The organism is Cupriavidus sp. 05L411 (genome assembly GCF_056398045.1).
Genome location: NZ_JBFTOQ010000037.1, coordinates 56,418 through 69,621, shown reverse-complemented (window position 1 = coordinate 69,621; position 13,204 = coordinate 56,418). Strand labels below are relative to the sequence as shown.

The window sequence follows — 13,204 nt, the reverse complement described above, 5'->3', positions numbered from 1 at the left end:
TCGCCCACCGATAGCCCCTGGTCTTTCACCATCCGTACTACTTCCAGCTTGAAGCTGGCATCAAATTGTCGGCGTTGTCTTGTCATCTGTTTCCTCGTCGATATGGATTGTCACCCTATCGACCTGTCCGAGGAAATTAGACCACTGCAGAGAACCGCCCATACGTCGAGAAGTACCTGTGACGTTTCGCTAAGTCGACAGTCCGCTTTGGGTTGATTCTGTTGAAAAACTCGGTTTGGATATCGATCGGGATAGGCGTTCGCTCCCGGTGGGGCTCGCGTTGATCTGCGGCACCCGAGCTTCGAGGGTCTTCCGACCTAGTGCATCGCGGCTAAGCCGCTATCGCATTCATATCTTCACCGAACGGCATCAACCGCTTTGCCATTCGTCGCAGATTTTGCGCTGTTGCTGCTAGTAGGAACTCGTCCTGTGCCCCAGTTAGCCCTCGTAGCCGCAAGCGATCCAGTTTCAGGATTCGTTTTAGATGAGCAAATAGCATTTCGACCTTCTTTCGCTCCCTGCGCGACCGCTTGAACTCCGGTGTCGCCGAGAGCTTCCGTGCCACGTCACGCGCGTTCTCGTGGACGCTGCGTGCGATCTTGCGGAATGGCATGTTTGGGCAGCATTGATTCTTCATCGCGCACCCACCACAGTCATGCTGGCTGGATCGATAGATGACGGTGTCGGCCTTCGTGATGTGAGTGCGTGGGTTCGTATATGCACGCCAATCGCTGCGCAGAGCCTTGTCACCAGGGCAGCGGTACTCATTGGCTTGCTCGTCCCAACGGAAGTCCTCTCTCGGAAACGTGCCATCGTCGCGACGGGTCTTGTCCCAGACTGGAACATGAGGCGCGATCGCTTTCTCTTCGACCATCCACCCGAGCATTGGCGCGGTCCCATAGGCGGTATCGCCGGCAAGACGCTGAGGTTTAAGAGCAAAGCGTTCTTCGACTCTGTTGATCATCGTCTTCGTTGACTCCACCTCTGCGGTTCGATGCGCGGGGGTGGCCTCGACGTCCAGGATGATTCCCGCGTGCAGGTCGATCAGGTAGTTGGTCGAGTAAGCAAAGAAGGCAGGGCCACCGGGTGCCGCGGTCCAGCGCGATGCCGGATCAGTCAACGAGATGCTCTTCGGCGGGATCGTAGGCTCTGCCTCGGACGCTGCGTCGTCCTTGATTTTATTGACCTCATCCAGCGCAGCAAGGTATTCGCGAACGGCGCGGCTAGGGCCTTCGCCTTGGTTCCAATCGATGATCTCCGTTCCCGCCACGCCTCGGGAGCGATTTGCGTCTGCCTTGATGATGCTCGCGTCGACAGCAAAGCCTTCGCCTTGAACCAGCCCTTCCGCCATACAACGGCGAAGGACCATCTCGAACACGTGACGCAGCGCGCCGCTTTCGCGGAAGCGGCCATGGCGATTCTTGGAGAACGTTGAGTGATCGGGAATTGGATCTTCGAGACCAAGCCGACAGAACCAGCGATAAGCCAGGTTCAGATGAATCTCTTCGCAGAGGCGGCGCTCTGACCGAATGCCAAAGCAGTAGCCCACGATGAGCATGCGAACCATCAGCTCGGGATCAATCGAGGGGCGCCCGGTGTGGCTGTAGTAAGGCGCGAGGTGTTGGCGAAGATCGCCAAGATCGAAGAACCGATCAATGCCACGCAAGAGGTGGCTACGGGGCACATGGTCATCAAGGTTGAACGAGTAGAAGAGCCTATCCTGCGATCCAACTTGTTGACCCATCATGGCGAAACCCTCGTCGAACGATGATCTCAAGGATAGGCGCCGACGTTCCGTGATGCCGAGTTTTTCAACAGAATCGGTTGATAGCGGCGGTTGACGACTCACTCCGCAAGTGTTTCTAACGAGCTGGCTTCATGGCCGCCACCGTCCCCTACGTGCCATCCTAAGGCTCTACCCCTACCGGAGCAACCCAACATGACCCAAGATGAACACGCCATCCGCGATGTAGTCGAAGCATGGTTCACCGCCACCAAATCCGGCAACCTCCCCACAGTCCTGGACCTAATAACCGACGACGTCATCTTCATGCCCCCCCGGCCAGCCGCCCTTCGGCAAGAAGGAGTTCGCCGCAGCCTCCGAAGGCACGAAGAACGTCCAGATCGACGGCACCTACGACATCCAGGAAGTCCAAGTCCTAGGTAGCTGGGCCTACCTCCGCAACCATATCCGCATGACCGTCACGCCGCCTGACGGCAGCCCCGCCATGCACCGCTCCGGCTACACGCTCACCATCCTGCGCAAAGATCCAGACGGCCGTTGGCGACTTACCCGCGACGCAAACCTGCTAACAGCGGAAACCGCAGCACCCCTGTGACGACGGCATCGCCAAGTGAATTGCAGGAACGAACCAGTCATTGCGCAGCGCACCATAAAAAGAAGCGCCTGCACACCCCCACCACGCACACCGTCCCCACCCCACCCCAAATCCGGATTCACCCCACATGGCGTTCCCACCCCATATCGCCAATAATGATCTCACTGCCATTGCCGGACGAGGGCGACCATGCTTTATAGTCCCGATGCAATTCGTACCGTCGCCCTGCTGGGGCACGCGGGGTGCGGCAAGACCTCCCTGGTGGAGGCGCTGCTGCACAAGGGAGGTGCGCTGCACATGCCCGGCAGCGTGGAGCGCGGCACCACGGTCTGCGACTTTGATCCGCTGGAGCGCAAGTACCACCACTCGCTCACCACCGCGGTGGCCCACCTCCACTATCGCGACACCCGCATCTACCTGCTGGACACGCCCGGCTATCCGGATTTCTCCGGGCTGTCGATGAGCGCCCTGGCGGCGGTGGAGACGGCTGCCATCGTCATCAACGCGCAGACCGGCATCGAGATGACGACCCGGCGCATGATGGGCTGGGCGCAGGCGCGCAAGTTGTGCCGGATGATCGTGGTCAACGGCATCGACAAGGAGAAGGTGGATCTGCCCAAGCTGCTGGCGGATATCCAGGAGGCGTTTGGCAAGGAGTGCTTGCCGATCAACTTGCCGGCGGGGCGCGGCGGCGAGGTGGTGGATTGCTTCTTTAACCCGGCTGGCGAGGCGGATTTCCTGTCGGTGGCGTCGGCGCACGAGGCGCTGGTGGATCAGGTGGTGGAGATCGATCCGAAGCTGATGGAGTTGTATCTGGAGCAGGGCGAGCAGATTGCGCCGGAGCAGTTGCATGCGCCGTTCGAGCGGGCGCTGCGCGAGGGCCACCTGGTGCCGATCTGCTTTACCTCGGCGGCCAGCGGGGCCGGTGTCACGGAGCTGCTCGATGTGTTTGTGCGCTTGCTGCCGAACCCGGCCGAGGGCAATCCGCCGTTGTTTTACCGTGATGCGGGCGAGCGCCAGGTGGCGATTCGCGCGGAGCCGGTGCCGGACAAGCATGTGCTGGCGCATGTCTTCAAGATCACGATGGACCCGTATCTGGGCAAGATGGCTGTGTTCCGCATCCACCAGGGCACGGTCACGCGTGACAGCCTGCTGTTTATCGGCGATGCGCGCCAGCCGTTCAAGGTGGCGCATCTGCTGATGCTGCAGGGCAAGGAGCGCGTTGAGGTGCCGCAGGCCGGGCCGGGCGATATCTGCGCCGTGGCCAAGATCGACGAGATCGCCTTTGATGCCGTGCTGCATGATGCCAGCGAGGACGGCAACATCCACCTGGCCCCGCTTGACTTTCCCACCCCGATCTATGGCCTGGCGATCGAGCCGGCGCGCCGCGGCAACGAGCAGCGCTTGTCGGAGGTCCTGCAGAAGCTTGGCGCGGAAGACCCCTGCCTGCGCATCGAGCATCCGGCGGGCACCAATGAGACGGTGATGCTTGGCCTGGGCGAGCTGCAACTGCGCTGCGCGCTGGAGCGCCTGACCGGCCAGTACAAGCTGGAGGTGGTGACGCGGCCGCCAAAGATCGCTTATCGCGAAACCATCGGCGGCAAGGCCGAGGGGCATCATCGCCACAAGAAGCAGACGGGCGGCGCCGGCCAGTTCGGCGAGGTGCAGCTGCGCGTGGAGCCGCTGCCACGCGGCGCGGGCTTCGAGTTTGTCGATGCGGTCAAGGGGGGTGCGATTCCGGGCCAGTTCATTCCCGCGGTGGAAAAAGGCATCCGGCAGGTGCTGGAAAGCGGGCCGCTGGCGGGCTTTCCGATGCAGGACGTGCGCGTGACCGTGTTCGATGGCAAGAGCCATTCGGTGGATTCGAAGGAGGTAGCGTTCGCGGCTGCAGGGCGCAAGGCCTTTATCGAGGCCGTGCTCAAGGCGCGGCCGAGCGTGCTGGAGCCGATCGTGGATATCGAGGTGACGATGCCCGAGGCGGCGATGGGCGACATCATCAGCGACCTTTCCGCCAAGCGCGGCCAGGTGCGTGGCACGCGCACCGCGGCGGGCAATAGCGTTCTGGTGGCGGGACAGGTGCCGTTGTCGGAGTTGAACGACTACCAATCGCGCCTGAACAGCATCACCGGCGGCCACGGCAACTACACGATCCAGCTCAGTCACTACGAAGCCGTGCCGCCCGCCCAGCAGCAGGTGATGGCGTCGCAGCATAAGGCGCATGGCAACGGCGTGGACTGAGGGGTTGCCGGGATGCCGCAATGCCGGCATGGGCATCGGCATGAGCATGGCGGTGAAGACCGCCGGGCTTGCGCTATGGCTCGGCTGTCTTCTGCCGTCCCCTGCCCTTGCGGCGCTGCAAGACCAGTTTCTGTATTTTCCGGCCAAGGCGGCGTTGCCGGAGTTGCTTGCTGGCGGGCTAAGGGCGTGGCCGTCTTCGCAAGACTTCAAGGGCTTGATTGCGGAGCCCACCGGGCCAGTGCGCGCCACCGCGATTGTGTTCCATGGCAATGCCGGACATGCCGGCCACCGTAGCGCCTACGCCGCAGCGCTGGCGCCCCAGGGCGTGCGCGTGATGCTTGCCGAGTACCCGGGCTACGGACCGCGCCCGGGGCCGTTGGGCGAAGCCAGCCTGGTGGCTGATGCCGAGCAGATCATCGCGCAGGCCTATCGCCAATACGGCGCCCTGCTGCTGGTGATCGGCGAATCGCTGGGGGCCGGCGTTGCGGCTGCGGCCGCGGCGCGCCAGCGGGACAAGACAGCAGGCCTGCTGCTGATTACGCCGTGGGACACGCTGCAACATGTTGCTGGCTACCACTATCCCTGGCTGCCGGTGTCGTGGCTGCTGCGAGACCGCTATGACAGCGCGGCCAATCTGGCGAGGTTCGACCGCCCGGTTGTGGTGGTGGTTGCGGAGCGCGACAGCATCGTCCCGGCGCGCTTTGGCGTGGCCTTGCATGACGGGCTGGTGGCGCCCCGGCAGTTGCGTGTGGTGCCGGGTGCCGAGCACAACGATTGGTTTGAGCGGGTGGACGGCGGCTGGTGGCGCGATGCCGTTCGGTTTTTGCTCGGGGGTGCGGATTGAGTTAGCGCTAGCCCTGCCCCTGCGGGGTGAAGGTGAAACCCAAGACCCAAATGCCGCACGCTCGGGCGGGCTGACTCCTTCAGCCACTAAAGCGTGACGCACGCCTGGCTACCCTGCCGTTTCTCGATATCCGGCCATACCAAGCTCTCGAACTGATCCGGCGGAACCGGCTGGGAATACAAAAAACCCTGGGCGAAATCACAACCCACGGCGATGAGAAAATCGCGCTGCTCCGTCGTCTCCACCCCCTCTGCAATGACCTTCAATCCCAGCTTGTGCGCCAGCATGACCATGGCCTCGCAAAGCGCCTGATTGTCGCCGTCTGAGCCGAGGTTCTGCACGAATGAACGGTCGATCTTGAGGTAATCGATGTCGAAGCGCTTGAGATAGGCCAGGGACGAGTAACCGGTGCCGAAGTCGTCGATCGAGATGCCGATGCCGGCGTCACGGAAGGTCAGCAGCTTCTCGTTCAGTTCGGCGTCCAGCAACAGGCCCTCGGTGATCTCCACCACAACGCTCTGCCCCGGCATCCCTTCCCGCATGAGATAGTCGGACCATTGCGCACAAACCTGGCCGTCTTGCCGGATCTGCATGGGTGACATGTTGACGCTGATCTGGAAAAACGGATGGAAGCGGCCGCGCCATTGACGGGCCTGATGCACGGCCTGCTTGAACACCCAATCCCCGATTGGCACGATGAGCCCCGTGTCTTCGGCCAGGGGAATGAAGTCCAGCGGACTGATGGTGCCGCGCTCGGGGTGCAGCCAGCGGATCAGCGCCTCGGCCTTGCGGATTTCCCCGGTGGCCAGGTCAACGATGGGTTGGTAGTAGACCTTGAACTGTCCGCCAGGCAGGGCGGCACGCAGATCGCTGGTGAGACGCAGGCGCTTTTCTGCCGCTACGCGCAAGTCGGGCGTGAAGTAGCTGAAGCGGTTGCGCCCGGCGTTTTTGGCTGCGTACATGGCCTGGTCGGCATTCTTGAAAAGGACGTCCAGTTCACTGGTGTCGTCGGGGTAAAGCGTGACGCCGACGCTGGCGGAAATAAACGCCTCATCCGCGCCGAGCGCGAAGGGCTCGGCCAGCTTGTGGATGATGGCCTTTGCGATGCGTTCAATGCTCTTGGTATCGCCGGTGTTGGGCAAAATGACGGTGAACTCGTCTCCGCCAAGGCGAGCGACGATGTCCGATTCGCGCACGCACGAAATGATGCGCCTGGCTGCCTCGATCAGCAGGATGTCGCCTGTGTCGTGTCCCAAGGAGTCATTGACCTCTTTGAAGCGATCCAGGTCGATCAGCATCAAGGCCATATGCTGCCGGGAGCGATGCGCGATGCCGGCTTCGTGCTCGAGACGGCTGTGAAACATCTGGCGATTCGGAAGATGGGTCAGCGCATCGAAATTGGCCTGTTTCCAGATGGTCGCCTCGAACGCCATCCGGTCCGATAGATCACGGCCCACGGCCAGCACTGAGTTCACCTTGCCCGAGCGGTCAATCTCTGGCGTCAGGCGGATATGGGTGCAATGTTCTTGTCCATCCCTGCTGAGCCATCTCAGCTCGAATTGCCCACTTTTTCTGCTTGCAATGGTTTCGGCGATCTTTTCCTCGTAGATCAGCGCATTGGCGCCGCCGGGGACTTCCGAGGGCCGCTTGCCGAGCGATTCGGCGAGGCTGCACCCTGCCGAGTTACAGAAGGCGGGATTGGCGTAAGTGCGGCGGAGGTCTCGGTCGTAGCGGGTAATGGTGTCCGGCGAGTTCTCAATCAACGTTCGCGACTCCTGCTCCCGGGTGACGAGTTCCGCGGTTCGTTCGTCGACGGTGTGCTCCAGGGAGGCGTTGATCTCGTTGATCTTCTGGATCTTCTGCTTGATGGCCCCGCTCATTCTTTCAAAACACTGCGCGAGCCAGTCTAGTTCGTCCTTGCCGCCGGCATCGGTGCGCGCCAGCGCCTGCGCCTCGGCGCCCGCATCGTTGCCAGTGTCGTGCATCTTTCGCACCAGCTCTTTGAGTGGTGCCGAAATGCTGTGGGAAATAAAGTAGGCCAGGAAGATCGAGAGCAGGAAACCCAAGATGCCAACCAGTACGATCTGATTGCGCACGGACTGTGCCTCCGCCATCAGCTTCTTCTCGGGGATTGTGCTGACCACGACCCATGTCGTGCCGGGAATTCCTGTGTACGCGGCCAGGTAGCGCGCCTCGCGCTTGTCCTGGAAGTCGACGAACCCACTCGGCTCCCCGTTTAGCTCGTTGTTCGCGATTCTCTTGATCAGGTCAGGCTCAGCCGTCCCGTCGGTGTTCGTGGATATGCCGTCGGTGCGGACAACCAGCTTGTTGCTGCTGGCATCGAGCACGTAGATCTCCGTTCCGCTTCCCGAGGCGACGTCATTGAATATGGTCGAGAAATAGTCGGGGCGAATGACCAGGACCAGGTTGCCGATCCGCTGATTGTTGCTCTTGCCGATGATGGCACGCACCATCCCGAGGTTTTGCTGTCCGGCGCCGTTGTCGTAACTGCCCCAGTAAGCCCGGCCATTGCGCTCGGGCGCCTGCTTGACCAGACGCATGACACCCCGCGTCAGTTGCGCGAACGCCTGGGTGTCCATGATCCGGTTGTTCTTGTCGAGCAGATACTTCTGGTTGATGAAGTCAGCCGATCCGTAGTGCTGCAGCAGCAGCCGGGTCATATCCTGGCGCGCCTCGTTCTGCTCCTTTGCACTGCCATTGACCACGTTTGTCAGCGTATTTTGAACGCGATCAGACAGGACAAGAAGGCTGCTTTCCGTCTCGACCTGCTCCATGCGCAGCGAGATGTTCTTGGATACCTGCTTGACCATCTCTTTGGAGAAGATCTCCGCCTTCTCCTTGATCGCGGCGGTGGACTCCACATACGAGATGTAGCCCGAAATCAGTATCGGTATCAGCGACAGCAGGCTGAACGCGGTCATCAGCCGGTAACGGATTTCGACACGGCGCAGCAGGTCCAGCGAGAGATAGGCGAAGGCGCTTCGCAGCGACCCTGTGATTGAGCTCATTTGTAGTGCATCTTTGCTTCATTCTTGACCGACGCGTCGAGGCGTCTGGCTGCCTGTCCGGGCGTGATCTTCCCGGTCAGCACGTCCTGCATCAATCGATGAAGCTGCTCGATCGAGTTGGAGGGTAGAACCGAATAGTAGGGGCTGGCGGTCACCGGATAGCGGCTGACCATGTTTGTGTAGTCGACCATTCTCTGATCGTTCACAAGCGTTCCCGCGCCTTGCTTGAATGGGGGGATGTTCTGGCGTTTTCTTTGGAGAATGGAGAACCCCTTCCCGGCAATGAACTCGAGAAAACGCGTGGCCGCGGCCTTGTTAGGCGTGTCGCACACCGCAAACCCGGTTTCGCTGCCGATCACAGGCACCACACGCTTGCCGGGCGCGTTCCAGGGCGGAATGAACACGCCAACCTCGAAAGGGTTGCCGTGCAGCAAATGGCCAGCCGCCCAACTGCCGTGAAAAGCCATCGCGACCTTGCCCTCCTTGAACAGCCGTATGCCCTCATCGTCATCCGTCGCCATGAAGGCGTCTTGCACGTAGCCGCGTTGCGGCATCAGCGCAATACTGGCAAAGATATCGGCGACCTGAGGCGTGTTCAGGTCCAGCGTGCCATCGCCAATTTTCTGCTTCCAGGCTGGCTCGCGCGCCACCACATTATTGGCAAAGCCAACGCTGAAGGGGCCGTTGCCGAGCATGTTCGGAAAGCCGCCGCTCCACATGATGGGTGTGAAGCCCGCAAGCTTGAGCTGCTCGCAAACCATCAGGAACTCGTGGAAATTGGTTGGCAGTTCCTTGATCCCAGCCTTCGCGAACAGTGTCTTGTTGTAGTAGATCAGCGTTGTCGCCACGCCGCCGGATATGCCAAAGCGCTTGGATTGGCGACTGGTCCAGTCCCCCTTGAGCGGGCTGAGCATGTTGTTCCATGCCGATGTGGTGCTCACGTCTGTCAGGATGCCCTGATCGGCCAACTCAGCCGCATAGGCGTTCGGATTGACACTCACCAGATCCGGCAGGTTGCCAGAGGCGATCCGGGGCTTGATATTCTCCTCGACCGAATTGCCGATCATGAACTGCACGTCCACGCGGACGTCTGGATTGAGCTTGCTGAATTGCGCAGCAATCTGGAGCATTTCCTCCGGCCAGTCTGGCGCCCATATCAACGCGGTAATGGCGGTCCTGGCGGGCACGGCTGCGCCTGGCGCGGCGTTATCTTGCTGTTGGCAACCGGACAAGAACAATAAAAGAAGGCTGACCAGGCCCGTTAGCAGGGCGGCAAACCCAATGCTGCGCGCTTGGTGATTCACTTTGCGGATTCGGGATGGATTAGCCGTGCTTCAGCAGGCACTTTTGCCGTGCCGGGAAGCGAACCGTGGGCGCTTGCGTCGCGAAAGAACCGATGATGAGGCATGGTGGCGTCCGGGCTGCGATAGCTTGCAACGGCATCGACAAGCGTGAATGCGCAGCCAACCCGCATCGGGAAACGCTTACGACGGCTGGGATGCGTATGTTTGACCATGACAGCAGATCGGGCGAATTGAGGGGGGCTGTGCCTACACTGCATATCGACATCGAGTGCGAATACTGTACGGGGACAAACCCGAATTTCCCCGCCATGACGCGTAGTTGCCGGTATCGCCAGAGCCAGCATGATAGCCGAATGAGTGCGCGTGACTGGGGATTCAACTTGTGGATTGCTGATTGCTCAATGCCTTGTCCCCCCTGCCCTACTTGCCCCACTTGCCCCACTTGTCGCACCAGGGCCAACGATGCGCAGCGTTTGCACCACCAGCGAAAAGGCCGGTGAGAGCTGGCGCCTGCTGGGGTAGTACAGGTGGTAGCCCTCGAATTTCGGGCACCAGTCCTCCAGCACGCGCACGAGCTGGCCTGCTTCGATATGCTGCGTCAGCTCATCTTCGGGCAGCAGGGTGATACCCAGCCCGGCCAGCGCCGCGTCCACCTGGGGCTGTGCGGTGTTGAAGATCAGCTGACCATCGACGCGCACGTTCACCCGGCGGCCTCGGCGCTCGAAATCCCAAACGTACAACCCGCCTGACGTGGCCATGCGCTGATTGATGCAGCAGTGCGCCGTCAGGTCATTTGGCGTCCTGGGGATGGGGTGAGCAGCAAAATATGCCGGCGAGGCCACCACCGCCAGACGCAACGGCGGGCCGATGGGCACGGCAATCATGTCTTTATCGATGGTGTTACCCAGGCGTACGCCGGCATCGAACCGGTCAGCCACGATGTCACGGAAGCCGTAATTCACGTCGAACTCCAGCTTGATGTCCGGATACTCGCGCAGCAGCGGCGTGAGCTTGGGCAGCAAAATGCGGTGCAGCACGTTGTCACCGCAGGTGATGCGCACGGTGCCGGCGGGCTTCTCGCGCAATTCGGTCAAGGCATCGAGCTCCGCCTCGATCTCGTCGAAGCGATGGCCGATGGCCTGCATCAGCCGTTCGCCCGCTACGGTTGGTGAAACGCTGCGCGTGGTGCGCGTAAGCAGCCGGATCTGCAATCGCTCCTCCAATCCGCGAATGGTCTGGCTCAGCGCCGATTGCGTCACGCCCAGCGCAGCGGCGGCACGGGTGAAGCTGCCTTCGCGCGCGACGGTGACGAAGGCCAAGAGATCGTTGAGGTTGCGTCTGGCCACGGCGCAGTCTCCCAAGGCATATTCAGTAGCCTAGCTTATATCCCATTTAAGTATTCATTAGCTAGTCAAGGCGGCTTGCGTTCGCGAAGATACAGGGCATGAGAAAGTCAATGTCAATGTCATGACAACGAACGTTTGTACCGCCCCTGCGGGCGACACCGCCACGCAGCGAGAGGCTGGGGAGCAGCCGGCGTTCTGGAGCGGCGTCTTTGCGATGACGCTGTGCGTCTTTGCGCTAATCGCCTCGGAATTCATGCCCGTCAGCCTGCTGACGCCCATGGCTGCGGATCTCCATGTCACCGAGGGGATGATGGGGCAAGGCATCGCGATCTCCGGCGCATTCGCTGTGGTGACGAGCCTGTTCATTTCCGCGCTTGCCGGCAGCATGAATCGCAAGACACTGCTGCTGGGGCTGACGGGCGTCATGGCCCTGTCAGGCGCGGTCGTCGCGATGGCTTCGGACTATTTCACCTACATGGCAGGCCGCGCACTCATTGGCGTGGTCGTGGGCGGATTCTGGTCCATGTCGGCGGCGACAGCCATGCGGCTTGTTCCAGCCAGTCAAGTGCCACGCGCCTTGGCCATCTTCAATAGCGGCAACGCACTGGCCACGGTGGTGGCCGCGCCGCTAGGCAGCTACCTGGGTTCGGTCATTGGATGGCGTGGCGCCTTCTTTTGCCTGGTGCCGGTGGCATTGATCGCGCTGGCGTGGCAATGGATCAGCCTCCCCTCCATGCGCGTGGAGCAGCGTAGCGCCGGCTCCGGCAATGTCTTCGTACTATTTCGGAATCCGGTAGTGACCTTGGGGATGCTCGGTGCTGGCCTCTTCTTCATGGGGCAGTTCACGTTGTTCACCTACTTGCGGCCGTTCCTGGAAACGGTGACGCAGGTTGGCGTATCCGCGCTCTCGCTCATTCTGCTGCTGATCGGTGTGGCAGGCTTCATCGGTACCACGCTCATCGGCACAGTACTCAAGCGGCGCTTCTACCAGACGCTGATTGCCATACCGATCTTGATGGCTGCCATCGCCGTGGCATTGATCGCTTTTGGAGGCTGGACGACTGCCGTCGTTGCACTCCTGGGTTTTTGGGGGCTGGTTGCCACCGCGGCGCCCGTAGGATGGTGGGGCTGGGTGGCCAGGACATTTCCGCAGGACGCCGAGGCCGGCGGCGGGCTGATGGTGGCCGTTGTCCAGCTTGCCATTGCCATAGGCTCTACCGTGGGGGGCTTGCTGTTCGACAGCAGCGGCTACCAAAGCACCTTCGAAGCGAGCGTAGCCCTGTTGCTGATCGCGGCCTTCCTGACTTTTCTGACATCACGCGCGGAAGCGGCGCGGACCGGTTGATCGATGCACAGTATCGGCGTTGTCGCTGTGGAAACCCGTAGTAGTGGGCGGGTGAGCCCGCCGGGCGCCTCAGCGAAGCGCACGGCAAAGTTCTATCCTTTGTCAATGACGTGCCGGACGCATCGCGCGGCCTGGCGGGCATCATGGCCATCAGCACGTTCTCAGTCACGGCCCAACGGTACGGCGGTGTCGGCATGCAGCGTGTCTATGCACTGATTGCGACTTGCATCCTGTTGGCTGCCTGTGTCTCGACGGGCGTCGATGTGAAACCGGAGCAATTGTCGAGCTTCATGCTCGATTTCTCTACCCTTGACGACGTTACCGCGCAACTTGGGCCTCCCACATCCAAAACGACGCTGAGAGACGGGTCCACGATACTGATCTATTCCTTCGCGACCTCCAAGCCTCATCCCGAGAGCTTTATTCCGTTCATTGGCCCGCTGTTTTCCGGCGGCGAGATCCGATCGTCGACGGTCCTTTTCGAGTTCGACGAGAACGGTGTCCTCAGGAGCCAACGCAGGACGACATCGAGCGGTGCTTCGGGGTGGAGCGTATTGCCTGCCGGTGCGCTGCCATAGCGTAGGCGGCGTATCAGGCATATCGCGATTGCGGTGCACGGTCCTGCCTTGAAGCATTTCGACTACCCGGTCACGTAGCAGCAAGGCCGCCTCGGAGCGTCCGGGTTCTCGCACAAGCGCAAATGCGCGCGCCAGCCCCTGTTGCGTCGCAGCACGAAAAACCATCCTTTCGGTGGGCTGC

The 13,204-nt window shown here is 61.3% G+C and carries 8 protein-coding genes and 1 pseudogene; 5 read left to right on the top strand and 4 right to left on the bottom strand.

The window, feature by feature from the left end; translation table 11 throughout:
* Nucleotides 1–331: 331 nt before the first annotated feature.
* The gene (locus AC1DQR_RS30915) at nt 332–1,747 is read right to left on the bottom strand and encodes an IS1182 family transposase (protein WP_477134383.1); all 1,416 of its coding nucleotides are present in this window, start codon (nt 1,745–1,747) and stop codon (nt 332–334) included.
* A gap of 192 nt (nt 1,748–1,939) precedes the next feature.
* Between AC1DQR_RS30915 and AC1DQR_RS30910 the strand changes: the two are divergent.
* The 3 genes and pseudogenes from AC1DQR_RS30910 (at nt 1,940) to AC1DQR_RS30900 (ending at nt 5,421) form a co-directional block, all read left to right on the top strand.
* Nucleotides 1,940–2,339: pseudogene (locus AC1DQR_RS30910) on the top strand (SgcJ/EcaC family oxidoreductase).
* 189 nt (nt 2,340–2,528) lie between these two features.
* Nucleotides 2,529–4,577, top strand: a complete 2,049-nt coding sequence (gene fusA, locus AC1DQR_RS30905) for an elongation factor G (RefSeq protein WP_416049506.1) — start codon at nt 2,529–2,531, stop codon at nt 4,575–4,577.
* 46 nt (nt 4,578–4,623) lie between these two features.
* Nucleotides 4,624–5,421: an alpha/beta hydrolase gene (locus AC1DQR_RS30900; protein WP_477134385.1), complete on the top strand. Its 798-nt coding sequence runs from the start codon at nt 4,624–4,626 to the stop codon at nt 5,419–5,421.
* A gap of 86 nt (nt 5,422–5,507) precedes the next feature.
* On the opposite strand, the gene AC1DQR_RS30895 is transcribed toward AC1DQR_RS30900, so the two are convergent.
* The 3 genes from AC1DQR_RS30895 to AC1DQR_RS30885 all read right to left on the bottom strand — a co-directional run bounded on the left by AC1DQR_RS30895 (nt 5,508) and on the right by AC1DQR_RS30885 (nt 11,100).
* Nucleotides 5,508–8,450 carry a bifunctional diguanylate cyclase/phosphodiesterase gene (locus AC1DQR_RS30895; protein ID WP_477134382.1) on the bottom strand — a complete coding sequence of 981 codons (2,943 nt, stop codon included), beginning with the start codon at nt 8,448–8,450 and terminating at the stop codon, nt 5,508–5,510.
* Complete coding sequence (locus tag AC1DQR_RS30890; RefSeq protein ID WP_416050375.1) at nt 8,447–9,682, bottom strand: ABC transporter substrate-binding protein; 1,236 nt, start codon at nt 9,680–9,682, stop codon at nt 8,447–8,449. The genes AC1DQR_RS30895 and AC1DQR_RS30890 overlap by 4 nt, the downstream gene beginning before the upstream one ends.
* A gap of 470 nt (nt 9,683–10,152) precedes the next feature.
* The gene (locus AC1DQR_RS30885) at nt 10,153–11,100 is read right to left on the bottom strand and encodes a LysR family transcriptional regulator (protein ID WP_416049508.1); all 948 of its coding nucleotides are present in this window, start codon (nt 11,098–11,100) and stop codon (nt 10,153–10,155) included.
* A gap of 121 nt (nt 11,101–11,221) precedes the next feature.
* On the opposite strand from AC1DQR_RS30885, the gene AC1DQR_RS30880 reads away from it, so the two are divergent.
* The gene (locus tag AC1DQR_RS30880; protein WP_416049509.1) at nt 11,222–12,445 is read left to right on the top strand and encodes an MFS transporter; all 1,224 of its coding nucleotides are present in this window, start codon (nt 11,222–11,224) and stop codon (nt 12,443–12,445) included.
* A 194-nt stretch (nt 12,446–12,639) separates the two neighbouring features.
* Complete coding sequence (locus AC1DQR_RS30875) at nt 12,640–13,023, top strand: META domain-containing protein (RefSeq protein WP_416050376.1); 384 nt, start codon at nt 12,640–12,642, stop codon at nt 13,021–13,023.
* Nucleotides 13,024–13,204: the final 181 nt, after the last annotated feature.